The organism is Pantoea sp. B550 (genome assembly GCF_024158165.1).
Classification (GTDB): Bacteria; Pseudomonadota; Gammaproteobacteria; order Enterobacterales; family Enterobacteriaceae; genus Pantoea; species Pantoea alfalfae.
On the sequence record NZ_JAMYXI010000003.1, the window covers coordinates 2882577 to 2908272 of the forward strand.

General features: G+C 58.1%; 23 protein-coding genes. 15 read left to right on the forward strand and 8 right to left on the reverse strand.

The genetic code is table 11. The annotated features are described in order from the left end of the window. Nucleotides 1-29 precede the first annotated feature (29 nt). Nucleotides 30-941, forward strand: coding sequence for a fructokinase (gene mak / locus NIM72_RS16375; protein ID WP_161735307.1), 912 nt, complete (start codon nt 30-32; stop codon nt 939-941). 84 nt (nt 942-1025) lie between these two features. Here mak and eat read toward each other — a convergent pair whose 3' ends face one another. Next, on the reverse strand, nt 1026-2390 hold the full coding sequence (eat, locus tag NIM72_RS16380) for an ethanolamine permease (RefSeq protein ID WP_161735305.1): 1365 nt from the start codon (nt 2388-2390) through the stop codon (nt 1026-1028). 249 nt (nt 2391-2639) lie between these two features. Between eat and NIM72_RS16385 the strand changes: the two genes are divergently transcribed. Beyond that, nucleotides 2640-3644, forward strand: coding sequence for a phosphotransferase enzyme family protein (locus NIM72_RS16385; RefSeq protein ID WP_253422119.1), 1005 nt, complete (start codon nt 2640-2642; stop codon nt 3642-3644). A gap of 162 nt (nt 3645-3806) precedes the next feature. Next, the gene (locus tag NIM72_RS16390; protein ID WP_161735303.1) at nt 3807-4874 is read left to right on the forward strand and encodes an AraC family transcriptional regulator; all 1068 of its coding nucleotides are present in this window, start codon (nt 3807-3809) and stop codon (nt 4872-4874) included. Here NIM72_RS16390 and NIM72_RS16395 read toward each other — a convergent pair. Continuing rightward, nucleotides 4871-5263, reverse strand: a complete 393-nt coding sequence (locus tag NIM72_RS16395; protein ID WP_161735301.1) for a cell envelope integrity TolA C-terminal domain-containing protein — start codon at nt 5261-5263, stop codon at nt 4871-4873. The genes NIM72_RS16390 and NIM72_RS16395 overlap by 4 nt on opposite strands. A gap of 154 nt (nt 5264-5417) precedes the next feature. Between NIM72_RS16395 and NIM72_RS16400 the strand changes: the two genes are divergently transcribed. Genes NIM72_RS16400 through NIM72_RS16410 form a run of 3 tightly spaced genes read left to right on the forward strand, consistent with a single transcriptional unit; the run spans nt 5418 to nt 7119 of the window. Continuing rightward, nucleotides 5418-6095, forward strand: a complete 678-nt coding sequence (locus NIM72_RS16400) for a CsgG/HfaB family protein (RefSeq protein ID WP_161735299.1) — start codon at nt 5418-5420, stop codon at nt 6093-6095. A gap of 11 nt (nt 6096-6106) precedes the next feature. After that, nucleotides 6107-6466: a DUF4810 domain-containing protein gene (locus NIM72_RS16405; RefSeq protein ID WP_161735297.1), complete on the forward strand. Its 360-nt coding sequence runs from the start codon at nt 6107-6109 to the stop codon at nt 6464-6466. Further along, nucleotides 6463-7119 carry a GNA1162 family protein gene (locus NIM72_RS16410; RefSeq protein ID WP_253421195.1) on the forward strand — a complete coding sequence of 219 codons (657 nt, stop codon included), beginning with the start codon at nt 6463-6465 and terminating at the stop codon, nt 7117-7119. The genes NIM72_RS16405 and NIM72_RS16410 overlap by 4 nt, the downstream gene beginning before the upstream one ends. 29 nt (nt 7120-7148) lie before the next feature. Here NIM72_RS16410 and NIM72_RS16415 read toward each other — a convergent pair whose 3' ends face one another. After that, nucleotides 7149-10823, reverse strand: a complete 3675-nt coding sequence (locus NIM72_RS16415; protein WP_161735294.1) for an AAA family ATPase — start codon at nt 10821-10823, stop codon at nt 7149-7151. Continuing rightward, nucleotides 10820-12019 carry an exonuclease subunit SbcD gene (sbcD, locus tag NIM72_RS16420; protein ID WP_161735292.1) on the reverse strand — a complete coding sequence of 400 codons (1200 nt, stop codon included), beginning with the start codon at nt 12017-12019 and terminating at the stop codon, nt 10820-10822. The genes NIM72_RS16415 and sbcD overlap by 4 nt, the downstream gene beginning before the upstream one ends. Nucleotides 12020-12216: 197 nt before the next feature. On the opposite strand from sbcD, the gene phoB reads away from it, so the two are divergent. From phoB to proY, 6 genes are all read left to right on the forward strand, one after another. Next, nucleotides 12217-12906 carry a phosphate response regulator transcription factor PhoB gene (gene phoB, locus NIM72_RS16425; RefSeq protein WP_003852491.1) on the forward strand — a complete coding sequence of 230 codons (690 nt, stop codon included), beginning with the start codon at nt 12217-12219 and terminating at the stop codon, nt 12904-12906. 14 nt (nt 12907-12920) lie between these two features. Further along, nucleotides 12921-14234, forward strand: coding sequence for a phosphate regulon sensor histidine kinase PhoR (gene phoR / locus NIM72_RS16430; protein WP_222924441.1), 1314 nt, complete (start codon nt 12921-12923; stop codon nt 14232-14234). 19 nt (nt 14235-14253) lie between these two features. Continuing rightward, entirely contained in the window at nt 14254-15174 is a 921-nt protein-coding gene (locus NIM72_RS16435; protein ID WP_222924440.1) for a PstS family phosphate ABC transporter substrate-binding protein, read from the forward strand. A gap of 163 nt (nt 15175-15337) precedes the next feature. Then, the gene (locus tag NIM72_RS16440) at nt 15338-16444 is read left to right on the forward strand and encodes a cobalamin-independent methionine synthase II family protein (protein ID WP_253421197.1); all 1107 of its coding nucleotides are present in this window, start codon (nt 15338-15340) and stop codon (nt 16442-16444) included. A gap of 391 nt (nt 16445-16835) precedes the next feature. Next, entirely contained in the window at nt 16836-18155 is a 1320-nt protein-coding gene (gene brnQ, locus NIM72_RS16445; RefSeq protein ID WP_222924439.1) for a branched-chain amino acid transporter carrier protein BrnQ, read from the forward strand. Between the two features lie 70 nt (nt 18156-18225). Continuing rightward, nucleotides 18226-19578 carry a proline-specific permease ProY gene (gene proY, locus NIM72_RS16450; RefSeq protein ID WP_033731734.1) on the forward strand — a complete coding sequence of 451 codons (1353 nt, stop codon included), beginning with the start codon at nt 18226-18228 and terminating at the stop codon, nt 19576-19578. A 522-nt stretch (nt 19579-20100) separates the two neighbouring features. Here the strand turns inward: proY and NIM72_RS16455 are convergent. Genes NIM72_RS16455 through NIM72_RS16470 form a run of 4 tightly spaced genes read right to left on the reverse strand, consistent with a single transcriptional unit; the run spans nt 20101 to nt 22960 of the window. After that, a complete protein-coding gene (locus NIM72_RS16455; RefSeq protein ID WP_253421200.1) occupies nt 20101-21357 on the reverse strand; it encodes a histidine-type phosphatase in 1257 nt (418 codons plus the stop codon). Further along, a complete protein-coding gene (locus NIM72_RS16460; protein WP_253421202.1) occupies nt 21358-22170 on the reverse strand; it encodes an inositol monophosphatase in 813 nt (270 codons plus the stop codon). A gap of 9 nt (nt 22171-22179) precedes the next feature. Continuing rightward, nucleotides 22180-22332, reverse strand: a complete 153-nt coding sequence (locus NIM72_RS16465) for a hypothetical protein (RefSeq protein ID WP_161735278.1) — start codon at nt 22330-22332, stop codon at nt 22180-22182. 46 nt (nt 22333-22378) lie between these two features. After that, nucleotides 22379-22960 (reverse strand): ACP phosphodiesterase, encoded by a 582-nt coding sequence (locus NIM72_RS16470; protein WP_253421205.1) that lies wholly within the window; start codon nt 22958-22960, stop codon nt 22379-22381. 103 nt (nt 22961-23063) lie between these two features. On the opposite strand from NIM72_RS16470, the gene queA reads away from it, so the two are divergent. The 3 genes from queA to yajC all read left to right on the forward strand — a co-directional run bounded on the left by queA (nt 23064) and on the right by yajC (nt 25694). Further along, entirely contained in the window at nt 23064-24134 is a 1071-nt protein-coding gene (queA, locus tag NIM72_RS16475) for a tRNA preQ1(34) S-adenosylmethionine ribosyltransferase-isomerase QueA (RefSeq protein WP_033731738.1), read from the forward strand. Nucleotides 24135-24213: 79 nt separating this feature from the next. Beyond that, the gene (gene tgt / locus NIM72_RS16480) at nt 24214-25362 is read left to right on the forward strand and encodes a tRNA guanosine(34) transglycosylase Tgt (RefSeq protein WP_033731739.1); all 1149 of its coding nucleotides are present in this window, start codon (nt 24214-24216) and stop codon (nt 25360-25362) included. Next, a complete protein-coding gene (yajC, locus tag NIM72_RS16485; RefSeq protein WP_009091760.1) occupies nt 25362-25694 on the forward strand; it encodes a preprotein translocase subunit YajC in 333 nt (110 codons plus the stop codon). The genes tgt and yajC overlap by 1 nt, the downstream gene beginning before the upstream one ends. The last annotated feature ends 2 nt before the right edge of the window (nt 25695-25696 follow it).

Consider the following 25696-nt stretch of genomic DNA (forward strand, 5'->3'; position numbering starts at 1 on the left):
TCACCTGAACGAATAACGAGGAGGTAACCTTGCGCATAGGCATAGATCTGGGTGGCACCAAGACAGAAGTGATTGCATTGTCGGATAAGGGACAGGAGCTGTTCCGCCATCGGGTGAATACCCCGCGTGATGACTATCAGGCAACGGTGCAGGCGATTGTCGATCTGGTCACACTGGCGGAGCAGAAAACCGGCGAGACCGGCACGGTCGGGCTGGGTATTCCTGGCTCGCTTTCGCCCTTCAGTAAGCGGGTGAAAAATGCCAACTCTACCTGGCTCAACGGCCAGCCGCTGGACAAAGATCTGGCTCAGGCGCTGAACCGGGAAGTGCGTATTGCCAACGACGCCAACTGTCTGGCCGTGTCGGAAGCGGTCGATGGTGCGGGTGCCGGACAGTCGCTGGTGTTTGCCGTGATCATCGGCACCGGGTCGGGCGCGGGTGTAGCGATCAATGGGGAGTCGCGCATCGGTGGCAACGGCAATGCCGGCGAGTGGGGCCACAATCCGCTGCCGTGGATGGATGAAGATGAGCTGCGCTACCGCCAGGAAGTGCCCTGTTATTGCGGGCAGCAGGGCTGCATCGAGACCTTTGTTTCTGGCACCGGTTTTGGTATCGACTATCAGCGGCTGAGTGGCGTGCATCGCAAAGGTGCTGAGATCGTGTCGCTGCTGACGCAGCAGGATCCGATCGCCGAACGGGCGATGAGCCGTTATGAGCTGCGGCTGGCCAAATCGCTGGCGCAGGTGGTGAATCTGATCGATCCCGACGTGATCGTGCTGGGTGGCGGGATGAGCAATGTGGATCGTCTCTATCAGACCGTACCGGTGCTGATGAAGAAATGGGTGTTTGGCGGGGAGTGTGAAACGCCGGTGCTGAAGGCGCAGCATGGCGACTCCAGCGGCGTTCGCGGTGCGGCGTGGCTCTGGCCGCTTAACGGCTGAGTGTCCCGCACATCCGCTGACGTTCAGCGCCTGGGTTTCTGGCGCTGAACTTAAGCCCCGGCGCGGCATCCTGCCGCGCCGCGGTTATTCGCCCACCAGCATCGTGTCCTGCGGAGCCCGGTCGCGCTGCGCTTTGGTGGCGAGGAAGTAGAGATAGCCGACCAGCATAATGGCGAAAAACAGTGCGCCAATCACCGGATTAAACCACAGCATCGCCAGCAGGCAGATGACTGACAGCAGCAGAGCGATGCCCGGTACAATCGGATAGCCCGGCGCGCGGAAACTGCGCACCATCTCCGGCGCGCTGCGGCGTAGTTTAAACAGGCTCAGCATGCTCATGATGTACATCACAATCGCGCCAAACACCGCCATGGTGATCATCGCCGCCGTCAGCGTCATTCCCTGCAGATTAATCACGCCATCGCTGTAAATCGCCGCGATGCCCAGCACGCCGCCGAGAATAATGGCGCGATGTGGGGTCTGGAAACGCGACAGTTTTGCCAGCGAAGGCGGCAGATAGCCCGCGCGGGCCAGGGCAAAAAACTGCCGTGAATAGCCGAGGATGATGCCGTGGAAGCTGGCAATCAGGCCAAACAGCCCAATCCACACCAGCATATGCATCCAGGTAGAGTGTTCGCCAACGATCATTTTCATCGCCTGTGGCAGCGGATCGTTAATGTCGGCCAGTTTACGCCAGTCACCTGCGCCGCCCGCCATCAGCATTACGCCAATTGCCAGCACTACCAGCGTCAGGATCCCGCTGATCCAGGCACGGGGAATGGTCCGGGTAGGATCTTTCGCCTCTTCGGCCGCCATCGCGGCACCTTCAATGGCAAGGAAAAACCAGATAGCGAAGGGAATAGCGGCGAAAATGCCGGAGAAGGCGGGCAGTCCGAAGCTGTCACTTCCCGCCCAGCCGTGTGCGGCAAAGTTTGCCAGGCTGAAGCCAGGTGAGACCACGCCCATAAATACCAGCAGCTCAATGACCGCCAGTACAGTGACAACCAGTTCGAACATCGCCGCCAGTTTTACACCGAGAATATTCAGCGTCATAAACAGCAGGTACGCGCCGACCGCCGCGGTTTTCGGATTGAGTTCGGGATACTGCACATTCAGATAAGCCCCGATCGCCATGGCAATCGCCGGAGGCGCAAAGACAAATTCAATCAGCGTCGCCAGACCAGCAATCAGCCCGCCGGTTTCGCCAAAGGCGCGACGGCTATAGGCAAAGGGTCCGCCTGCATGAGGGATCGCGGTGGTCAGCTCGGTGAAGCTAAAAATAAAGCAGGTGTAGAGCGTGGCGATCAGCGCGGTAGTAACCAGAAATCCCAGCGTGCCCGCCACGGCCCAGCCGTAACTCCAGCCAAAATATTCGCCTGAGATCACCAGGCCAACCGCAATCCCCCACAGATGCAGGGTGCCCAGAGTGGGCTTGAGTCTGTTTGTCATTCTGCTATCCCCGTCGTTGTTGGTCTCACGCGGCCTTACACCGCCATAACTACTAAAGTAAGGGGATAATGCCGTTGCATTACTCACCACGACTTGACGCGGGCGCAGTGACTTCTGTCCTCCACGGTCAACTCACAGGCAACAACCGGGCCGGATGCACGCTGCGGTCAACTTTGTCTCTTCTGAGGTCAAGCAACTCACCTTCTGGCAACACATGCTGAGATAACGCAAGTGAAAAGGAGCCGGATGATGAGCGCAAAACAATATGACAACCTGACTGATTCCCAACTCACCCTGATGGCGCAGCAGGCGCTGGCCTGTTATCCCGCTGCGCTGCAGGGGCAGCTCAGCCTGCTGTGCCGCTCAGAGAACGCCACGTTCCTGGTTAAAGCGGCAGGCCGGCGTTATGCGCTGCGGCTGCATCGCGGCGATTACCATCAGAAAGCGGATATCCTTAGCGAACTGCTGTGGCTCGACGCGCTGCGCGAAACCGGCATTATGGTGCCGGAAGCGGTGCCGGACAACGCGGGCGAAACGGTGTTGACGCTGCGGCTGCCGGATGGCAGTGAGCGCTACGTGGTGCTGTTTCACTGGATCGAGGGGGAGATGCCGACCACCGACGTTGATCCCCGCGCCTTTCAGCAGCTGGGACAGATTACCGCGCGGCTGCATCAGCACAGTAAGCAGTGGCAGCCACCCGCGGGTTTCCAGCGCATCATCTGGGATCACCACACCATGACCAGCGCTGAGAGTCACTGGGGACGCTGGCAGGATGCGCCCACTCTGCCTTCCGCCGATCACGGCGTCGTCGAACAGACGATCGCGCAGGTCGGCGCGGCGATGGCGCAGTTTGGTAAGGGATCGGATCGCTATGGTCTGATCCACGCCGATCTGCGGCTGACCAATCTGCTGCTGCACAAGGGCGAAACGCGGGTGATCGACTTCGATGACTGCGGACTTGGCTGGTATCTGCACGATCTGGCGGCGGCGATCAGTTTTGTTGAGCATCATCCGCGCGCACCAGAGTGGATCGATCACTGGATACGCGGTTATGAGCAGGTGGCGCATATCAGCGATGCCGAGATGGCCATGCTGCCCGCGCTGCTGATCCAGCGTCGTATCCAGCTCACCGCCTGGATAGGATCGCATGCTGAAACCGAAATGGCGCGCAGTCTCGGCCCGGAGTGGGCCAGTCACTCGGTCCGCCTCTGCCGCGATTATCTGGCGGGTAAACCGCTGCCGGTCGGCGTCTGATGCACCAGCGGCGGGCGTAGCTGCGCCGCCGCAGTGCCGGATGCCGTGTCCGCGCGCAGTCTGGACCACCCGCAGGCGGTGCGGCGGGGCCTGGGAACCTGGTATGGAATTTGCTCTGATCTCAGGAACGGGTGATCCACCTGACTTCTGACTGAGGCGACCATGAATCCGACACTGATCAAGCCTGATGCATTTGCGGCCTGCTCTGCAGCGGCGGGGGCAGGCAATCACGGCGTGCTGGCTGCGGCGGCGACCGGTTTAAGCGAGTTTATTCATTCTCAGGGCGGCGATGTTGATCGCATTTTTGGCATCAGCGGCATCGATCCGGAGCGCCTGGCCAGCCCGACGCTGAGCCTGGGGCTGGTTAACTATTGTCGGGTACTGGAAGAGGCGGCGCGTCACTCCGGTTTTGATAACTTCGGTTTGCACTACGGCAGGCAGTTTAAACCGCAGTCATTAGGTCTGATCGGCTACATTGGCTTGTGCTCCGATACGCTGGAACAGGCGCTGCACAATGTGGTTAACGCATTTCCCTGGCATCAGCACGACACCTTAACCCGGCTGGTGGATAAGGGAGAGTGCTGGCGGCTCGACTATCAGGTACGGCACGGCGCGATCCTGTCGCGCCGTCAGGATGCCGAGCTGACGCTGGGAATGTTTATGAATCTGATCCGCCACGTCGCTGGCAGACACTGGGCACCACGTGAAGTCCATTTCGAACACCCCCGTCCCGGCCAGTGGCACGATCACTGCAAAGTATTTGATGCGCCGGTCTGGTTCGATCAGCCGTTTAATTCGCTGGTGATCCCGAAACGCGATCTGCTGCGCGCGATGCCGGAGAGCGATCCGATCCTGTTGATGGTGATGCAGGATGCGATCCGGCGGCTGAACCGTGGGACGTCTCAACAGAGCATGATTGAGCAGGCGCGTTCGCAGGTTAATTTATCGCTGATGCAGGGCGAGCCGGTACTGGAAGAGGTGGCGGATAAACTCGGGCTGTCGAGCTGGTCACTGCAGCGACGGCTGCGCGAAGAGGGCAGCAGCTTTACTGCGCTGGTGGATCAGGTGCGCTGCGAGATGGCGACGCACTATCTGCAGCAGAAGCAGCTGCCGATCTCGGAGATGGCGTTGCTGCTGGGCTACTCGGAAGTCAGCGCGTTCTCACGCGCATTTCGCCGCTGGTTTGGCATCAGTCCGCGCCAGTGGCGTCAGGAAGGTCTGGCCAGCTAACCACGCGGCGCAAAACCAAACCACGCCGGTTGTCCAGGCTCCGGTGGCGGTGGCAGATCGCGCGTTTGTGCCACCAGCTGCCAGGCACGCAGGCAGAGCGCCTCATCCCCCTGAGTCTGCGTCACCGCATAATGTCTGCTATGTTGCTGCCACTCCATCCGTACCAGACATTGCTGACCCGTATAACGTACCGCATCAGTAAACTGCCGATTCAGTACCGGCTGCATTTGATTAGTCCAGTGACAGGATTTACTGTCCGGATCCTTCGCAGGCTCACACAGGTTTGCCACGCTATCACGTTGCTTTGACAAAGGTTGCTGACAGGCACTGAGCGAAAAAGCAATAATCACACCCGGCAACATTCTCACTATTGTATTAATTAAATTCATTAAATTAGCCACTTTTTTCTAAAGATCTTCCGGTCTGCTGCCGACAGTCTACAGACCGGCATGCTGAATGCTATGGCATTCCTCCGACTGTCGGCAGAACCAGAATTTACCGCCCCTGTGCGGATGATGTCTCTTTTCACTTCATGGATTAGAAATGCAGAAAAAATATGCCTTTGCGGCACTCTCCTTGTTAACCACCTCGCTGATCAGCGGCTGTGCCACCGAATCTTCCCGTGCAATTCAGGCGCCGCAGGTTCGCGCAGCCAGCCAGCCGGTTTATCAGGGCGTGCGCAGCCCGATTGCGGTAGGTCAGTTTGATAACCGTTCCTCGTACATGAACGGCATCTTCTCTGATGGCGTCGATCGGCTGGGTAATCAATCGAAAACCATTCTGATTACCCATCTGCAGCAGACCAATCGCTTCAGCGTGCTGGATCGCAGCAACCTGAAAGAGTTGCAGCAGGAGTCAGACTTCAAACGCAGCCAGCAGAATATTAAAGGCGCGAACTTCATCATCACCGGTGATATCACCGAGTTTGGCCGCAAAGAAGTAGGCGATCAGCAGCTGTGGGGCATTCTGGGCCGCGGCAAAACTCAGATCGCCTATGCCAAAGTGAATCTCAACGTGGTGGATGTCGCCACCTCTGAAGTGGTTTACAGCACCCAGGGTGCGGGCGAGTACCAGCTTTCGGCACGCGAAGTGATCGGCTTTGGCGGCACCAGCAGCTATGACTCGACGCTGAACGGTAAAGTGATGGATCTGGCGATTCGCGAAGCGGTTGATCATTTAGTGGATGGAATCAACAACGGCGCATGGCGCCCGGCTAAATAAGGAAGCAGTAAATGAAAATGATGACACTGAGCAGCCTGCTGATGGCAGCAGCGCTGTTGGCCGGCTGTGCGCCAAAAGCGCCGAAAACGATCTACTACTGGGGCGACTATCAGGAACAGATTTATAGCTACTATCAGCAAAGCGGCGATCCGCTGAAGCAGATCGATGCGCTGAATCTGGATGTGGAAAAAGCCCGTGCTGCGGGTCAGCCAGTGCCGCCAGGCCTGCATGCGCAGCTCGGCCTGCTCTACGCTAAAACCGGTGATACCAATAAAGCGTTTGGTCAGTTCGCCACCGAGAAGCAGCTGTTTCCCGAATCGGCACCTTACATGGATTTTCTGATGAGTAAAAAACAAGGAGGGGTACAGTGAAAAAATGGATTGCTCTGAGCGGCGCGCTGATCGTGCTGTTACTGACTGGCTGTGCGCAGCCGAAAAAACCGTATGACTACACGGCGTTTCATGCCAGCAAGCCTGCCTCGATTCTGGTGCTGCCTGCCGCTAACACCTCGCCGGATATCAACGCTGCGCACAGCCTGAACTCGCTGGTGACGCGTCCGCTGGCCGAGGCCGGTTACTACGTCTTCCCGGTAGCGGTGGTTGAAGAGACCTTTCAGCAGAACGGCCTGTCCAGCGCCAGCGACGCCCAGGCGGTCAGCGCGAAGCGTCTGAATGAGATTTTCCACGCCGACAGCGCGCTCTATATCTCGATCAGCGACTATGGCAGCAGCTATCGTGTCATTGACAGCGTGACCACGGTGACCGCCAAAGCACGGCTGGTGGATTTACGCAGCGGCAAAGAGATCTGGCAGGGTTCCGCCACCGCTACCGACAATGATCAGGGCAACAATAACAATAACGGCGTGATCGGTATTCTGGTCAGCGCGGCGATCAAGCAGATCTCCGACAACGTCGGTGACAAAGCCCATACCGTGGCCGGACTGACCAGCAATCGTCTGCTGGCACAGAACGAGCAGGGCGGATTACTCACCGGCCCTCGCTACAAGGTCGTCAGCGCCCGCTGATCAGACTCAGACGGGCGCTCTGGCGCCCGTTATCCCTGCGGCAGCTCCAGCTGGCTGTAACCCAGGCCATTCATTTTGCGCACTTTAATCTGCACCGGGATGCGTTCTTTCATCGCTTCCACGTGGCTGATCACCCCAATGGTTTTGCCGCTGGCGTTCAGCGCGTCCAGGGCATCCAGCGCGGTGTCGAGCGTCTGCGCATCCAGCGTGCCGAACCCCTCATCCAGAAACAGCGATTCGATGCGCGTTTTGTGGCTGACCAGATCCGATAACGCCAGTGCCAGCGCCAGACTGACCAGGAAGCTCTCGCCACCTGATAACGTGCGGGTATCGCGCGCCGCATCGGCCTGCCAGGTATCGACGACATCCAGCTCCAGCAGATCCTGCGCCCGGCGCTGCAGCAGATAACGGCCATGTAGCCGATCAAGCTGGCGATTAGCGAGCGCGACCAGATGATCCAGCGTTAACCCTTGCGCGAAGCGCCTGAACTTGTCGCCGCTGGCGGAGCCGATCAGATCGTTGAGCAGGCTCCACTGCGCCAGTATCACACTATCCTGTTCAATCTGCGTCATCAGGCTCTGCTGTCGGGCGCGGAGACTGGCGTCGCTGTACAGCTGCTGCTGAATCTGACCCTGCTGGCTGGCGTTGTCGCGCAGGGCCAGCCGCAACTGCTCCAGCTGCTGCGCCAGCGCTTCCGCAGATTCCGGCATCGCGTCGGGCTTCGCCTGCTGATGCGCGCTGAGCCGCTGATGCAGATCCGCCAGTCGCGCCTGCTGCTGCTGGCATTGCTGATCGAGCTGCTGCAGCTGCTGGCGCAGTTGCAGTGCAGTCTGCTCATCCAGCAGCGCCTCGCGCAGGCTGGCTTCATCGGCAAATCCGGCGCTCTCCAGTGCCTGCTGCAGTGCGCTTTCCGCCTCTGCCAGTTTGCCGCTGAGGGTCTGACGCTGATTTTCCAGCCCCGACAGCTCACCCTGCAGGCGACTGACCTCGGCGTGCGCCTGTTGCAGGGCGGTGAGCTGCTGTGCCAGCTGTTCATCAGCGTGCTGAACGCGGGTCTGCATCTGCTGACGGGCGAGGGTAACCTCGCGATCGCCGAACAGCGCCAGACGGGCACGGCGCATCTCGCTGAGCTGCGTCTGGCTCTGCTGCTGCTGCTGCTGACGGGTCGTGAGCTGCTGCTGTTCCTGTTCAGCCTGCTGCTGCAGGGCAGTGAGCTGAGTTTCCCCTTTTAACAGCTGCGGCTGCAGGTTAGCGAGCAACTGCTCACTTTCCTGCCAGCGCTGCCAGCGCCGCTGTTGCTCCGCCAGCCACGCATCGCGATGGGCGGCATCGGGCAGGGCAAGACTATGTGCAGTGAACTGCTGCTCCAGACGGCTCTGCAACTGCGCCCAGGCCTGCTGTTCCTGCTGCTGACGCTGTTGCAGCGCATCCAGCGCCTGTTGCAGGCTGGTCAGCGACTGCTGCGCCAGCTGTCCGGCCTGCTGGTGCTGCTGCCAGGCCTGCAATTGCTGAAGATGGTGATCTTTCGCAGCCTGACGCGCCTGTTCAGCGGCCTCCTGAGCCTGTCGCTGCTGCTCAAGCTGACTTTCACGGTCGCTTTGTTGCTGCTGCCACGTGGCTAAGGACTCGCGATCGGCAAGCGGGAAGGTAAGTGCCAGCTCACCGCTCAGCGCCTGCCATTGCTGCTCAAGCTGATCAAGCTGTTGCTGCATCCCGGCGATTTCCTCGCGCAGAGTCTGCTGCTGCACCGTTGATTGCTTCAGCTGTTCGTTTTTTGCCGTGCCCGCTTCGCGCAGTGCCTCGGTTTGTTGTTGCAGCGCAGCCCTGCGCTGCTGGTTAGCACTTACTTCCAGTGTACTGTAGGCCTCGACCGCAGGATGGGTGCAGGAGCCGCACAGCGGACAGGGCTGATCGGCGGTGAGCCGGGCGCGGTAATCGCTGAGGTCGACAATCTGCTGCTCCAGCGCGCAGATTTTTTCGACGTCATCCAGCTGCTGCTTTTCGCGTTTCCACGTCTCGCGCAGGGTCTGAAGTTCCGCTTCACTCTGCTGATGCGCTTTTACCAGCGCGCTCAGCTTTTGCTGGTGCTGGTCCAGCTGCTGGTGCAGCGGCTGCCACTGCGTTGAGAGCAGCAGCAGTTGCTGACGCGCCGGACGACTGTTCTGCAACTGGCTTAATGCCTGGCGCAGTGCAGCCGGTGGATGCTGTTCATGAAGCGAAGTGAGTACCTGCTCCGCCTGCAACAGCGCCTGGCGGGCCTGTTGCTCCGCCTGCTGGCGCGGCAGTGCCTGTTGTGCCTGCTGCTGCTGTTTCGCCTGTTGCGCATCAATCTGTTGCTGCTGCTGCTCGCGCTGTTGTGTCAGTTCCGCCAGCGTCGCCTCACGCTGTGCCAGCAAAGCAAAATTCTCCTGCCATACCGGCAGCGAAGCGCCCCAGTGCGCCAGATCGGCAAGCTGCTCGCGTAACTGATGCTGTTCTGTAATCGCCTGCTGCCAGCCCGCGACCTGCTGCATCTGCTGCGTCAGGCTGGCCTGGGTCTGATCGGCATGCTGCTGCAGACGACTGTTCTCCTGCTGCTGCTCCGCAAGGTGCTGCTGCAGCGTACTCATCCGCTGATCCAGCGGCAGCACCTGTTCCGTCAGCAGGTTTTCCTGCTGCTGCTGTTCCTGCTGCGCCTGCTGGCGGGCCGTCTGAGCGGCTGCGTAGTGCTGCTGATGCTGCTGCTGCTGGTTCTGCGCCAGCGCCGTCGCTGACGTGAGCTGCTGATAGCGGCTCTCAGCCTGCTGCTGTTCGCTGCGCAACGCGTCGCGCTGCTGCAGTTTTATCCGCAGCTTTTCAGCCGGTTCGCTGCGAGCCAGCCGCTGGCGATCCGTCTCTGCCGCCTGTGCGACGGCCTGAGCCTGCTGCAGCGCGGCTTCAGCCTGCGCACTGTCCTGCAGTAACTGCTGTGCCTGCTGCTGCCATTGCTGCTGTTGCTGCGCCAGTTGATAGTGTGCACTGAGCTGCTGTTCCGCGTCAGTCAGAGCGGTGAGCTGCTGTTGCAGGGCGTCACGGGCGTCGCTATCCAGCAGGGCCATCGCCCCCGCCTGGCTGCGCAGCAGATCCAGCTGAGTTTTCGCCTCTTTGTGGCGCTCGTAGATGGCAGCGGAAATCAGGCCGTAAATTTCGGTGCCGGTTAGCTCCTCCAGCAGTTCGGCGCGTTCACTGGCTTTAGCATTGAGGAAGGCGGCAAACTGGCCCTGTGACAGCATCATCGAGCGGGTAAAGCGTTCGAAATCAAGACCTGAGAGGGTTTCGATCAGCTTCAGCTTGTCACCGACTTTATCGGCAACAATGAGGTTGTCGTCACAGCGCGCCAGCTCAACGCGCGGTGCCTGCAGTTTGCCGTCGGCGGTGCCGCGTGCGCGGTTCTGGCTCCAGAAGGCGCGCCAGGCTTCACCTTTGATCTCAAACTCGACCTCAGCCAGACATTCTGCGCAGTCGCGGGTCATCAGCGCATTCTGGCTCTGGGAAATCGCCCCCAGGCGCGGCGTCTGGTGATAGAGCGCCAGGCAGATCGCGTCCAGCAGGGTGGTTTTACCGGCCCCGGTGGCCCCGGTTATGGCAAACAGGCCGTTGCTGGCAAAGGGTTCGGCGCGGAAGTCGATGAACCATTCACCGCGCAGGGCGTTGAGGTTTTTAAACCGTAGCGTAAGAATCTTCATCGGGTCTCTTCCATAGCCGCCAGTGTCTGGCGAAACAGCGTGGTCATCTCGTCAATTTGCGCCGGTTGCAGCGCCTCATCCAGCGCCAGGCGGCGCGCGAAGACCTCTTCCACCTTCAGCTCACTCAGCGTTTCGTTGTCGAGCCGCGCCAGGCTCTGCTGACGCTGTTCACGACTGCGGCGTAACAGCAATACCTCGACCGGCAGCGTAGCGGTCAGTGTTTCGACCTGGCGCTGCAGATCGCTGAGGTACTCCTGGGTGGTAACCTCGATGTCGAGCCAGGTCGGTTTTTCCTGCTCTGTCGTACTAAAGGCGTTTAGCTGCTCCGCAATCTGCGCCAGCGAACCTTTCAGCACCTGCATCGGCTGCGTCTGTGGCACCACCAGCGGCGTAACTGACTGCAGGCCACTGACCGCCAGTTCCAGCAGGAAGACGCTCTTTTCACTCCCCAGCTCATCAAAGCTCAGCGGAATCGGCGAGCCGCTATAGCGGATATGCTCGCTGCCGGCCACGCGCTGGGCGCGATGAATATGGCCGAGCGCAATATAGTCAACAGCCGGAAACGCGCTGGCCGGAAACGCGTCCAGCGTGCCGATGTAGATGTCGCGCACCGAATCGCTCTGGCTGACGCCGACAGTGGTGAGGTGACCGGTAGCAATGATTGGCAGCGCATAGCCCAGCGCCTGGGCAGCGGCGAAACGCTGCTGATAGTGGTGGGCAATCGCCTCCAGCAGCGAGGTCTGTTTGTCGCGGCCCGACTGACCCGCCCGGCTGCGCAGGATATCGCGCGGGCGCAGATAGGGAATGGCGCACAGCAGCGCACCCGGCTCGCCCTGGCGGGTGTTGAGCAGTAGCACATCATCCTGCTCCTGCGGTGTAGCGATCACCCGGGTATTGAGACAGGCCAGCAGCTCGCGTGACTCGTTCAGCGTTGCCACGGAATCGTGGTTACCCGCCAGCACAATCAGCTGACAGCCGGTGGGCTGCAGCGCCACCACAAAACGGTTAAACATCTCGCGGGCGTAGCTGGGCGGCGTGCCGGTATCAAACAGGTCGCCTGCAATAATCAGCGCATCCACCTGATGCTGTTCAATCTGGATCAACAGCCAGTCGAGAAACGCCTGATGTTCGGCTGCCCGACTTTTGTTGTAAAAGAACTGCCCCAGATGCCAGTCCGCAGTATGAATAATGCGCATGATGAGTCCCTGCCGTTGTGATTCGCCGGGCGATTATACTGGCTCTGCGGCCAAAGCAAAAAAATGTCGCTGCGCTGTCATAAATGATTACCAGTGAGGTTACAGGCAGGTTATGTTTTTCATAAAAGTGTCACAAATCTGACGCATAATGGCGCCGCGAATCTCAGTGACAGCCGTCATAATCAGCAGGAGTAATAATGGCTAAGCGCATTTTGGTTGTGGAGGATGAAGCCCCCATCCGTGAAATGTTGTGTTTTGTTCTGGAGCAGAACGACTATCAGCCAATCGAGGCGGAAGATTATGACAGCGCCGTTGGCAAGCTGATTGAACCCTGGCCCGATCTGATTTTGCTGGACTGGATGTTACCCGGTGGCAGCGGTATTCAGTTTATTAAGCATCTGAAGCGCGAGGCGATGACCCGCGATATCCCGGTGATGATGCTGACCGCGCGTGGCGAAGAGGAAGATCGGGTACGTGGCCTGGAAGTGGGCGCCGATGATTACATTACCAAGCCGTTCTCACCCAAAGAGCTGATGGCGCGGATCAAAGCGGTGATGCGCCGCATTTCGCCGATGGCGGTGGAAGAGGTGATTGAGATGCAGGGGCTGAGTCTGGATCCCTCCTCACATCGCGTGATGTCCGAAACCACGCCGCTGGAGATGGGCCCCACCGAATATAAGCTGCTGCACTTCTTTATGACTCACCCGGAACGCGTCTACAGCCGCGAACAGCTGCTGAACCACGTCTGGGGCACCAATGTGTATGTGGAGGATCGCACTGTCGATGTTCACATTCGCCGTTTACGTAAAGCGCTGGAAGTCTCCGGCCACGATCGCATGGTACAAACCGTCCGTGGAACAGGGTATCGTTTCTCTGCCCGCTACTGAACGGAGCCTTTACCGTGCTGGAACGCCTCTCCTGGAAGAGATTACTGACAGAACTGCTGCTGGCCAGTCTGCCTGCTGCGCTGCTGGGCCTGCTGTTTGGCAGCCTGCCCTGGTGGCTGCTGGTGAGCGTGCTGGTGGTGCTGTTGTGGCATTTCCACAATCTGATGCGGCTGTCGCACTGGCTGTGGCTCGACCGCACCATGACGCCACCGACCGGGCGTGCCAGCTGGGAACCGCTGTTTTATGGGCTTTACCAGATGCAACTGCGCAACCGGCGGCGGCGGCGTGAACTGGGCAATCTCATTAAACGCTTCCGCAGCGGGGCCGAATCGCTGCCGGATGCGGTGATCCTGACCACGGAAGAGGGCACTATTTTCTGGTGTAACGGCCTGGCGCAACAGCACCTGGGGCTGCGCTGGCCGGAAGATAATGGCCAGAATATCCTCAATCTGCTGCGTTACCCGGAGTTCTCCCGCTATCTTCGCCAGCGCGATTTTGACAAGCCGCTGACGCTGGTGCTGAACAACAAACTTCATATGGAATTCCGCGTCATGCCCTACAGCGAGGGGCAATGGCTGCTGGTAGCCCGTGATGTGACGCAGATGCATCAGCTGGAAGGGGCGCGCCGTAACTTCTTTGCCAACGTCAGCCATGAGTTACGGACGCCGCTCACCGTGCTACAGGGCTATCTGGAGATGATGAACGACTCGGTGATGAGCGAGCCTTCGCGCAGCAAAGCGCTGCACACCATGTCGGAGCAGACGCGCCGCATGGACAGCCTGGTGAAACAGCTGCTGACGCTGTCGCGTATTGAAGCCGCCCCCGCGATCGATCTCAAAGAGAAGGTCGATGTGCCGGTGATGCTGAAACTGCTGCAGCATGAGGCGGCGACACTGAGTGGCGGTCGGCACGATATCCATTTTCATACCGATCCCCATCTGAAAGTGTTCGGCAACGACGAACAGCTGCGCAGCGCGATCTCCAACCTGGTTTACAACGCGGTCAATCACACCCCGGAGGGCACGCGGATCGATATCAGCTGGCTGCGTGGCAAGCAGGGCGCAACCTTCCGGGTATGCGACAACGGGCCAGGTATCGCCTCAGAACATATTCCGCGTCTGACCGAGCGCTTCTACCGGGTTGATAAAGCGCGTTCACGCGCCACCGGCGGCAGCGGGCTGGGGCTGGCGATTGTGAAACATGCGCTGAGCCACCACAACGCGCGGCTCGATATCACCAGCGTGCCGCATAAAGAGACCTGTTTTACTTTTACGCTGCCCGCGAGGTTGATTGTCAGCAGCGTGATGCAGGAGAATGCCGTTCATTAATCGCTGCCGGATCTCTCTGATGCGCCTCCTTCTTTTGTTAATCGTCTCTCTGCTGCCGGGCATGGCGCTGGCCCAGCCCGGCGCGCTCTCCGGCAATCTCAGCAGCGTCGGATCCGACACGCTTGGCTATCTGATGACCCTGTGGGGCGAAGATTTCAGCCGCCAGGCACCGGGCGTTAATGTGCAGGTTCAGGCCTCTGGTTCGTCTACCGCGCCGACCGCGCTGGCAGCGGGTGCCGCTCAGCTCGGGCCGATGAGCCGACCGATGCAGGCCGACGAACGCCAGGCCTTTGAGGCGCGCTACGGCTATCCGCCGCTGGCGGTGCCGGTGGCGATGGATGCGCTGGTGGTGGTGGTGAATCAGCGCAATCCGCTGCAGCAGATTGAACCGCGTCAGCTCGATGCTATTTTCTCCATTACCCGCCTGTGTGGCGCGCACGGTGTGCCGCTGCGCTGGGGCGATCTCGGTTTAACCGGCGACCAGTGGCGCAAACGGCCGATTCAGCGTTATGGCCGCAACTCCGCCTCCGGCACGTGGGGTTTCTTCAAGCAGCAGGTGCTGTGCAAAGGCGATTTCCGCAGCGACGTGGCAGAGTTTCCCGGCTCGGCCGCCGTGGTGCAGGCGGTGGCCGGTAATTCGCGCAGCATCGGTTACGCCAGTTTCGGCTTTCATCTCAGCGGTGTAAAAATGCTGGCGGTGATGAACGATCAGGGGCAGGCGATTGTTCCGGATGCCGATGCTATCCGCAGTGGCCGCTATCCCTGGGCGCGTCCGCTCTATCTCTACGTCAACAAAGCGCCCGGCAAACCGTTGCCACCGCTGGTCGCCGCCTTTTTGCAGCAGGTACTTTCTCCTCAAGGCCAGCGGCGGGTCAGCGAAGCAGGCTACCTGCCGCTCTCTGACAGCCAGATGGCACAGGCACGCGCAGCGCTGCAATAATTTCCAACCTGAATTTTTTTCATCATCGCTGAATTTTCTTCAGTTGCAGACAGAGGTTACTCATGTCACTCTGCATTCAGACATATAGCCATCCAGATGGCTATTCATATCAGAATGTAATTATTTCCTGCCGCAATCATTTGCAGGAGAGACAGGAGTGATCATGCAAAGAGAAACCGCCCCGTTCCGCGCCGACACCGTTGGCAGCTTCCTGCGTCCTGCTGCGATTAAGCAGGCGCGCGAACAGTTTTCAGCGGGCGAGATTGATACCGCAGCCCTGCGTCAGGTTGAAGATGCGGCAATCCGCGATGTAGTCGCGAAACAGCGCGAAAATGGCCTGAAAGTGGTGACAGACGGCGAGTTCCGTCGTGGCTGGTGGCATTTCGACTTCTTCTATGGCCTTGACGGCGTCGAGAGCTATGAAGCGGAGCAGGGCATCCAGTTTAATGGCGTTCAGACTAAAGCGCATGGCGTGAAAGTGGTGAGCAAACTCGGTTTCCCGGCGGATCACCCGATGCTCGGCCATTTTCGCTTCCTGCAGAGTATTGCCGGTGATGCGGTGCCGAAGATGACCATTCCCAGCCCCAGCGTGCTGCACTTCCGCGGTGGACGCAAAGTGATTGATTCGGAAGTCTATCCCGATCTGGCGGACTACTTCGACGATCTGGCGCAGACTTACAAACAGGCGATCAAGGCCTTTTATGACGCGGGCTGTCGCTATCTGCAACTGGATGACACCGTCTGGGCGTATCTCTGTTCCGAAGATCAGAAGCGCGATATCCGCGCACGTGGCGACGATCCGGACCAGCTGGCCCAGACGTATGCTCAGGTGTTGAATAAAGCGCTGGCGGATAAACCTGCCGATCTGACCGTGGGTCTGCATGTCTGTCGCGGTAATTTCCGCTCAACCTGGATTTCTGAAGGCGGCTATGGACCCGTGGCAGAAATCCTGTTCGGCAGCGTCAATGTGGATGCGTTCTTCCTGGAGTATGACAATGCCCGTTCTGGCGGCTTTGAGCCACTGCGTTACGTCAGGCCGGGCCATCAGCAGGTCGTTCTGGGCCTGATCACCACCAAAGTAGGTGAGCTGGAAGATCCGGCGCAGGTGAAAGCCCGACTGGAAGAGGCGACGCAGTATGTCAGCCTGGACCAGATCTGCCTCAGCCCGCAGTGCGGCTTTGCTTCTACCGAAGAGGGCAATAGCCTGAGCGAAGCGGAGCAATGGCAGAAGATTCGTTTAGTGGTCGATATCGCTAATCAGGTCTGGTAATGCTGTAACGTTGTGCAGACAGGCGCGTAAAACGCGCCTTTTGTGTATCTTCTGGCCCATTTATGCGGGGTTTTCTCACGCTCTGTCTGTTATTTAAGCACATCATCTTGTGTGCCTACGGCAAAATTTAACGCTATCCACTGCCTTTTGAAAAAATGGCGGCATAACCTTCTGGTTTTCCGATCCCGTATTGCCTTTCACCGCTATAAACGTTTTACTTAGCGCCGTTGTCGATCCATCCCTCTGTGAACAGAATAAAAGCAGCTTAAATCACCTGCGCTTTACCCTGCGATGAGCATAATGCGCTGACATTGTCAGCCAGGTCGCGGTTTGCACGCAGCGAGGGGACAACACTAACCCAACTTCCACCGCAACATCAGTGACAGGCCGTATGACACATCGTTTAACTTCGAAGGACATTCTCGCGCTGGGCTTTATGACATTTGCCCTGTTTGTTGGCGCGGGTAACATCATTTTTCCGCCAATGGTCGGCATTCAGTCTGGCGAACACGTCTGGACAGCCGCGATTGGTTTTCTGATTACCGCAGTCGGTCTGCCCGTGATGACCGTGATCGCGCTGGCCCGCGTCGGCGGCGGCGTGGATGCGCTCAGCAGCCCGATAGGCAAGGTCGCTGGTATCGTGCTGGCCACCGTGTGCTATCTGGCTGTCGGGCCGCTGTTTGCTACCCCGCGCACGGCAACGGTCTCGTTTGAGATGGGCATTGCACCGCTGACCGGCGATGGCGCGCTGCCGCTGTTCATCTATAGCCTGATCTACTTCGCGCTGGTGATTGGCGTGTCGCTCTATCCGGGCAAGCTGCTCGACACGGTAGGGCACTTCCTTGCGCCACTAAAAATTATCGCGCTGACCGTGCTGGGCGTAGCTGCACTGGTCTGGCCTGCAGGCGGGACCATTCCGGCGACGGCTGATTATCAGCGTGCGGCGTTCTCCAGCGGTTTTGTTAATGGCTATCTGACCATGGATACGCTGGGCGCGCTGGTGTTTGGCATCGTGATTGTTAATGCCGCCCGTTCACGTGGTGTTGATAATGCCGCGCTGCTGACCCGCTATACCGTGCTGGCAGGATTGATTGCCGGTCTGGGCCTGACGCTGGTCTACCTCTGCCTGTTTAAACTGGGCGCGGGCAGCGGGGCGCTGGTGGATCAAAATGCCAATGGTGCAGCGATTCTGCACGCGTATGTTCAGCATACCTTTGGCAACATGGGCAGCTTCTTCCTGGCCGCGCTGATCTTCGTCGCTTGTATGGTGACCGCTGTCGGCCTGACCTGTGCCTGTGCGGAATTTTTTGCGCAATACCTGCCGTTGTCGTATAAAACGCTGGTGTTTATTCTGGGTCTGTTCTCGATGGTGGTGTCGAATCTCGGCCTGAGCCACCTGATTCAGATCTCCATCCCGGTACTGACGGCGATCTATCCGCCCTGTATCGTGCTGGTGGTGCTGAGTTTCACCCTCAACTGGTGGAATAAGAGCAGCCGGATTATCGCGCCAGCGATGCTGGTAAGCCTGCTGTTTGGCATTGTTGATGCGATTAAAACTACCGGGTTTAAAGATTTGCTGCCGGCATTCAGTCAGCATCTGCCGCTGGCCGATCAGGGTCTCGCCTGGTTGCCACCGTCGCTGGTAATGCTGCTGATTGCCGCTGTTGTGGATCGGGTGAAAGGACCGGAACAGGTGACGGTTCACTCGTAACAGAGCGCACTGATTCTTCTTTAACCACGGGCTTGCCCGTGGTTTTTTCATTTCACAGGTACAGGTTGTTATGCAAGAAACCAATAAGCTCAAACGCGGACTGAGCACGCGCCACATCCGTTTTATGGCGCTGGGATCGGCGATTGGCACCGGGCTGTTTTACGGTTCCGCCGACGCGATAAAAATGGCCGGACCGAGCGTGCTGCTCGCCTATATCATCGGCGGGGCAGTAGCCTACATCATCATGCGCGCGCTGGGTGAGATGTCCGTTAACAATCCTCAGGCCAGCTCTTTCTCCCGCTACGCGCAGGACTATCTTGGGCCGATGGCGGGCTACATCACCGGCTGGACCTACTGTTTTGAAATCCTGATTGTGGCGATTGCAGACGTTACCGCATTCGGCATCTATATGGGCGTCTGGTTCCCTGAGGTGCCGCACTGGATTTGGGTGCTGAGCGTGGTGCTGATCATCGGTGCCGTCAATCTGATGAGCGTGAAGGTGTTTGGCGAAGTGGAGTTCTGGTTCTCCTTCTTCAAAGTCGCCACCATCATTGTGATGATTCTGGCTGGTTTCGGCATGATTATCTGGGGGATTGGCAACGGCGGTCAGCCGACCGGTATCCATAACCTGTGGACCAACGGCGGCTTCTTCGCCCACGGCGTCGTCGGCATGCTGCTGTCGCTACAGATGGTGATGTTCGCCTATGGCGGCATCGAAATCATCGGTATCACTGCGGGTGAAGCGAAAGATCCGGAGAAGTCGATTCCGCGCGCGATTAACTCGGTGCCGTGGCGCATTCTGGTGTTCTACGTTGGCACGCTGTTTGTGATTATGTCGATCTATCCGTGGAATCAGGTAGGAACCTCGGGCAGCCCGTTTGTGCTGACCTTCCAGCATCTGGGGATCGCGGCAGCCGCCTCTATCCTCAATTTCGTCGTGCTGACCGCGTCGCTCTCGGCGATTAACAGCGATGTGTTTGGCGTGGGTCGCATGCTGCACGGGATGGCGCAGCAGGGTCATGCGCCGAAAGTCTTTATGAAGGTCTCGTCGCGGGGCATTCCGTGGGTGACGGTGGTGGTGATGATGTTCGCCATGCTGATTGCGGTTTATCTCAACTACCTGATGCCGGAAAAAGTTTTCCTGGTGATCGCTTCGCTGGCGACCTTTGCAACGGTGTGGGTCTGGATCATGATTCTGCTGTCGCAGATCGCCTTCCGTCGCAAAATTGGCAAAGAGGCGGCGAGTAAGCTGCAGTTTGCGCTGCCAGGTGGCAGCTGGACGGCTGGCGTTGGCGTTGCGTTCCTCTGCTTTATTATCGGTCTGATTGGTTATTTCCCCGATACCCGCATTTCACTCTATGTTGGCATGGTGTGGATTGTGGTGCTGCTGCTGGGCTATAAACTGGTGCGTAAACCACGCTAATCTCCAGTTCTGCTCTCCCTGTTTTTGGGGGAGCAGAACCCGCAATATTCCTCTTTTATTTTCTCACATCGCTGCTTATTTGCGTGATCTGTGCCACAACGCTGAATTCTTTTATTACGCGTTGAACCACTGTCATCCAAATAAGACGCTGCGCCGGTTTATTACGGCGAATGTATCCCGAAAAGATTATTCAAACGGGCAGTGAATATCGCTGAAGGTTACAGGCGGGAAAAATTGTTGATGGGGCTTCATGCGCAGGAATGTGCAGCTATACGGGCAGTGGTGCGCTAAAAAAGCAGAGAGGCGGAAATAAAAAACGGCGAAACCAGTCGCCGAAATACGCAAGAATTACAGGAAAATAGATAATAAAGGGATGATTGACAGGACTATCGTAAATCAAAATGTGTGGCGCTGATAGTCAGATGAATTAAATAAGAAAAGGTCTGAGTGGTGTTAATTAACAGCGGTTAACATTATTAAGGTCGCATTGCGGCTGCGGCCTTAATTTGATTAGCGACAGACTCAGGGCAATATAACCGAAACCGGCAGCACAGCGCTGTTATCCAGGTTTTTCCGGAGCTGAGTCAGTGTGGATTGATAAGGGCAGAGCAGGCCGACATCGGTAACTCTGCAGTCAGGCTGATGCCATTCCTGTTGTAATAACGGATATTTATCATCAATGAGTTGCAACTGGCGGATGCCATCCAGACTCTGCGCCTGAAAATAGATCCGTAAAAAACGCTCGCCGCTGCGGGTGTCGTGCCAGCGCTCCAGCACCAGACTGCTGCCCGGCGGAATGTTACCGCGCGAGTAACCGGGTAACTGCCAGTTAAAGTCCATCAGGGTGCGCACCATCGCAATATTGGTGTCATGCGCGACAAGAATCAGCCAGCGGCTCGGCGAGCTATTGGCAGCGATCGCCTCCAGCATCGTGTTGAGCAGTATCGAGCCACGGCGCTGTGCCAGGTAGAGTACATCGTTGCTGAGATCGTAGTTTGCGGTCAGCAGCGGCAGCAGGGAGGTGATTTGCGCGGCCGAGGTGATATGCCCCCAGGCGAGCTGATCAAACGGCAGATTTTCGCTGTAGCCCAGTCGCAGCGTCTCCACCATGCTCGCCATGACGCTCAGCCCGTAAACGTAACTATTTCCGTTGCGGGTTTGCCGGAACGTCCAGGGCGCATCAAACAGGGGACAAGCCGTTACGGGGGGACAGACGGCGGTTTTCAGCTGCTGAATCGCCGGTTGCAGTTGCTGTTGCAGATGTGCCAGATCGCCCGCTTTCTGCTGTTTAGCAGTCAGTTCCTGCGCGGGGTCGGTCCGGGTGACCGTCAGCTTTTCATTCTGAAACAGGGGATCAACATCGCCCGCGACGTGATGCACGGTTACGCCGCAGCCGGGAAAGGCGCCGTCCGTCAGCGCCGCAGCCGTGGCACGGGTGCGCTGCAGCGGGCTGGCGCGCACGTAGACCTGAGCCGCATCCGGGCAGCCCGTGCCCAGCAGGCCGAGCTGGCGATAGTGCTCGCCTTCCCAGCGTCCTTTATTCACCACGGCACTGTAGCCGTGACCCGTCAGCTCGCCATCGGCAGTGGTCCACTGTGTCCAGGGTTGCTGGCTGGCGGCTTCAATCTCTTTTCGATTGCCTGGCGTGGGTGGACGTACGCCGTGACGGCTCAGTTCAACCACTTTCTCCAGCTGGTAATCCGCCGCCTGTGTCGCCGGGCTTAACAGCCAGAGAGAACCGAGGATCAGCGCACAGCGGCACAGGGTTGGCAGCGTCATTTACTCTTCCAGTGCGCCGTTGCCGGTCAGCGCTTTAATTTTTGGATACAGAGCCGCATTGGCCAGCAACACAGGGTTACCGTTTTTCAGGCCTTCATTACGCAGATAATCATTGGTGACACCGCCTGCTTCGCGCATAAGAACGATGCCCGGCAGACTATCCCACGGATGCATATGCGCTTCGTAGTAACCAATCAGCCGACCGGCTGCCGCCCAGGCGCTGGTCAGCGCACCCGAACCGATGCGAATAAACATACCACCCTGTTCAATTAAGCCGCTGATCAGGCGTGAGACGCTTTCGCCCGGCGTCCGGCTGGAGTTGCTGATGCCAAGTAAACCCTCATTGAGATGCGCTGCGTCATGAACCTGCAGGCGACTTTCATTCAGCCATGCCCCCTGGCCTGCCCGTGCGTGGAACAGCTCCTGATGATTAGGATCGCAGACGACGCCGATCACCGGCTGGCCCTCGCAGACCACCGCCAGCGAAACGCACCAGTTAGGCAAACCGTTGACGAAACAGGCGGTGCCATCGATCGGATCGACAACCCAGATAAACGGCGCACCCTCAACCTCGCCGCCGCTCTCTTCGCCATAGACGCTATCCTCAGGAAAACGTTCAGCGATTAAGGTCTTAATTAATGCCTCAACGTTACGATCAGCCTCGCTGACCACGTCCTGCAAATCCCTTTTGTGTTCCACGACCAGAGTCTGACGCTGCTGATACCATGATAAGGCCCGGCTGCCCGCTGCACGGGCGATGTCGCAGGCGTAACGGTAACGCGCGTCTATTTCAGAATGCGAAGCGGCTGACATCTTTTCCTCTTATGATTTTTTTGCCATAACGAACGGAAGGCGCGCCTGAACAGGCGGTCTGGCTGTGATGTTTACTTCAGTATTGTTAAGAAAGGCTTCATTAAGCCGCAGATAAGCAGCAATGGCAAGATAGTGCTGGGCCGGGTGGCCGGCTTTTTTCATCTGGCAAAAGCGCGTGTCCGTCAGCCCGGCAGCAGAGGATCGGGTTTTACAGGGTTCTGCTGGTCGCCAGCGCCATTAAACGCGGATAAAAAACAAAAAACAGCGCTTCCAGCTGATCATAATGTTGGATGAAATCGTGGTAGGAGTCGCGCAGTGCCGACAGGCGGGGACGGCGGCTGGCCATGCCGTGCAGCACCCGCTCCAGCCGGGCAGGCTGGGCATAATGCTCGAACCAGCGCTCGCGCCACATCACTGCGTTGAGTTCCTGAAACTCTACGGGCGTGTCGGCCAGCTGCGGCAGGATTTCGCGCTCGGCGGTGGCAGAAAACTGCACCAGCGTCTGGTCGGGCGTAAATTGCTGCCAGTGACGGGCCAGAAAATGGTCCCAGATGACGTCCAGCGTAATCGGGGCCACACGATAGGTTTCCGCACGGAACAGCTGACGGGCGCTGCGTACTTCCGGCAGTGCATCGGTCATCACATCCAGACGACGATGCATCAGAATGCCGTCTGCGACAGGCGCGGACCAGTTCTGGTGCGGGTTGCCACGCACAAAGTCGGCCATTAGATTGCCGAGTAAGGAGCTGTCGGCCAGCTTAGCCAGATGGAGATGAGCAAGAAAGTTCATGCCGCATTATAGGCAGAACTGCCTTTGCGCAGCCAGTTGTTCAGAATTGGTCGGTTTTCCGCTAAACTGTGCCGCCTGTTTTTGCCTGAGAAAGAACATGTCAATGCGTGTCGCCGATTTTGCTTTTGAATTGCCCGAATCCCTGATTGCTCACTATCCCCAGGCGCAGCGCAGCGGCTGTCGTCTGCTGTCGCTCGACGGTCCCAGCGGTGCGCTGTCGCACGGTGTTTTCACCGACGTGCTGGATAAGCTGAATCCGGGCGATCTGCTGGTGTTCAACAACACCCGTGTGATTCCGGCGCGCGTGTTTGGCCGTAAAGCCAGCGGCGGCAAAATCGAGATGCTGGTGGAGCGGATGCTCGACGACAAGCGCGTGCTGGCACATGTGCGCGCCTCAAAAGCGCCAAAACCGGGGGCAGAGCTGCTGCTGGGCGAAGATGAGAGTGTGAAAGCGACCATGGTGGCACGCCACGATGCGCTGTTTGAGATTGCGTTTGATGATGAGCGCGCAGTGCTCGACATCCTCAACAGCGTTGGCCACATGCCACTGCCGCCGTATATCGACCGTCCGGATGAAGAGGCGGATCGCGAGCTTTATCAGACGGTTTACAGCGCCCGTCCGGGTGCCGTGGCGGCGCCGACCGCCGGTCTGCACTTCGATGAACCGCTGCTGCAGGCGCTTAAAGAGAAGGGCATTGAGATGGCCTTTGTGACGCTACACGTCGGGGCGGGCACCTTCCAGCCGGTGCGTGTCGAGACCATCGAAGAGCATCACATGCACGCGGAGTATGCCGAAGTGCCGCAGGAGGTTGTCGACGCAGTACTGGCCTGCAAAGCGCGTGGCAATAAGGTGGTCGCTGTCGGCACCACCTCCGTTCGTTCGCTGGAGAGCGCCGCCAAAGCGAGTCAGGATGCCCTGATTGCGCCGTTCTTCGACGATACCCAGATTTTCATCTATCCGGGCTATGAGTATCAGGTGATCGATGCACTGATCACCAACTTCCACCTGCCCGAATCGACTCTGATTATGCTGGTCTCGGCGTTTGCCGGTTATCAGCACACCATGGCCGCGTACCGCGCAGCCGTGGCTGAGCAATATCGTTTCTTCAGTTATGGCGACGCGATGTTTATCAGCAAAAATCCGCAGGCGCCGCTGGAAAAAGTGGGCGACTGATTTATTAACCGATAGCCGGAATCGCCTGTCGTGCGAATGAAGGTTATCTGCATCGGACTGTTTCTCCGATGGAGGCTTTGTGAAATTTGAACTTGATACCACAGACGGGCGCGCACGCCGTGGCCGTCTGATTTTTGATCGCGGTGTGGTGGAAACCCCTGCGTTTATGCCTGTTGGCACCTATGGCACTGTTAAAGGCATGACGCCGGAAGAAGTGCAGGAGACCGGCGCGCAGATCATTCTGGGCAATACCTTCCACCTCTGGCTGCGTCCCGGCCAGGAGATCATGAAACTGCATGGCGATCTGCATGACTTTATGCAGTGGAAAGGGCCGATCCTGACCGACTCCGGCGGCTTCCAGGTCTTCAGCCTGGGCGACATCCGTAAAATTACCGAAGCGGGCGTGCATTTCCGTAACCCGATCAACGGCGACCCGATCTTCCTCGATCCGGAAAAATCGATGGAGATTCAGTATGACCTCGGTTCCGACATCGTGATGATTTTCGATGAATGTACGCCCTATCCGGCGGACTGGGACTACGCCAAACGCTCCATGGAGATGTCGCTGCGCTGGGCGCGACGCAGCCGTGACCGTTTCGACAGCCTGGGAAATAAAAATGCCTTATTTGGCATTATTCAGGGCTCGGTTTACGAAGATTTACGAGATGTCTCGGTGAAAGGTCTGGTAGAGATTGGCTTTGATGGGTACGCTGTGGGCGGCCTGGCGGTGGGTGAGCCTAAGCAGGACATGCACCGTATTCTTGAGCACGTCTGTCCGCAGCTTCCGCAGGATAAACCGCGTTATCTGATGGGTGTCGGCAAGCCAGAAGATCTGGTTGAAGGCGTCCGTCGCGGCGTCGATATGTTTGACTGCGTGATGCCAACCCGTAATGCGCGAAATGGTCACCTGTTTGTAACCGAAGGTGTAGTGAAGATTCGCAACGCCCGCTACAAAGATGACACTGCGCCGCTGGATGCGGAGTGTGATTGTTACACCTGTCGCAATTATAGCCGTGCCTACTTGTATCATCTCGACCGTTGTAACGAAATACTGGGCGCGCGTCTGAATACTATTCACAATTTGCGCTACTACCAGCGTCTGATGGCTGGTTTACGCCAGGCCATCGAAGAGGGTAAATTAGAGCGCTTTGTAACTGAGTTTTACCAACGGACGGGCAAAGAAGTTCCGCCATTAACGTCTGATAATTCATCAATGAGGGAAATTTAATGAGCTTATTCATTTCTGACGCCGTGGCCGCAGCAGGCGCTCCGTCTCAGGGAAGTCCGTATTCTCTGGTGATCATGCTGGTGGTGTTTGGTCTGATTTTCTATTTCATGATCCTGCGTCCGCAGCAGAAACGTGCGAAAGAGCACAAGAAGCTGATGGATTCCATCTCTAAGGGTGATGAAGTGCTGACCAGCGGTGGCCTGGTAGGCCGCGTAACGAAAGTCTCTGACACGGGCTACGTAGCTATTGCGCTGAATGACACCAATGAAGTCGTCATTAAACGTGATTTCGTCGCCGCCGTGCTGCCGAAGGGCACTATCAAGGCGCTGTAATT

Coding starts and splice junctions, on each gene's coding strand:
- eat (WP_161735305.1), bottom strand. CDS start 2,390: ATGACAAACAGACTCAAGCCCACTCTGGGCACCCTGCATCTGTGGGGG.
- NIM72_RS16385 (WP_253422119.1), top strand. CDS start 2,640: ATGAGCGCAAAACAATATGACAACCTGACTGATTCCCAACTCACCCTG.
- NIM72_RS16390 (WP_161735303.1), top strand. CDS start 3,807: ATGAATCCGACACTGATCAAGCCTGATGCATTTGCGGCCTGCTCTGCA.
- NIM72_RS16395 (WP_161735301.1), bottom strand. CDS start 5,263: ATGAATTTAATTAATACAATAGTGAGAATGTTGCCGGGTGTGATTATT.
- NIM72_RS16400 (WP_161735299.1), top strand. CDS start 5,418: ATGCAGAAAAAATATGCCTTTGCGGCACTCTCCTTGTTAACCACCTCG.
- NIM72_RS16405 (WP_161735297.1), top strand. CDS start 6,107: ATGAAAATGATGACACTGAGCAGCCTGCTGATGGCAGCAGCGCTGTTG.
- NIM72_RS16415 (WP_161735294.1), bottom strand. CDS start 10,823: ATGAAGATTCTTACGCTACGGTTTAAAAACCTCAACGCCCTGCGCGGT.
- sbcD (WP_161735292.1), bottom strand. CDS start 12,019: ATGCGCATTATTCATACTGCGGACTGGCATCTGGGGCAGTTCTTTTAC.
- phoB (WP_003852491.1), top strand. CDS start 12,217: ATGGCTAAGCGCATTTTGGTTGTGGAGGATGAAGCCCCCATCCGTGAA.
- NIM72_RS16435 (WP_222924440.1), top strand. CDS start 14,254: ATGCGCCTCCTTCTTTTGTTAATCGTCTCTCTGCTGCCGGGCATGGCG.
- NIM72_RS16440 (WP_253421197.1), top strand. CDS start 15,338: ATGCAAAGAGAAACCGCCCCGTTCCGCGCCGACACCGTTGGCAGCTTC.
- brnQ (WP_222924439.1), top strand. CDS start 16,836: ATGACACATCGTTTAACTTCGAAGGACATTCTCGCGCTGGGCTTTATG.
- proY (WP_033731734.1), top strand. CDS start 18,226: ATGCAAGAAACCAATAAGCTCAAACGCGGACTGAGCACGCGCCACATC.
- NIM72_RS16455 (WP_253421200.1), bottom strand. CDS start 21,357: ATGACGCTGCCAACCCTGTGCCGCTGTGCGCTGATCCTCGGTTCTCTC.
- NIM72_RS16460 (WP_253421202.1), bottom strand. CDS start 22,170: ATGTCAGCCGCTTCGCATTCTGAAATAGACGCGCGTTACCGTTACGCC.
- NIM72_RS16465 (WP_161735278.1), bottom strand. CDS start 22,332: ATGAAAAAAGCCGGCCACCCGGCCCAGCACTATCTTGCCATTGCTGCT.
- NIM72_RS16470 (WP_253421205.1), bottom strand. CDS start 22,960: ATGAACTTTCTTGCTCATCTCCATCTGGCTAAGCTGGCCGACAGCTCC.
- queA (WP_033731738.1), top strand. CDS start 23,064: ATGCGTGTCGCCGATTTTGCTTTTGAATTGCCCGAATCCCTGATTGCT.
- yajC (WP_009091760.1), top strand. CDS start 25,362: ATGAGCTTATTCATTTCTGACGCCGTGGCCGCAGCAGGCGCTCCGTCT.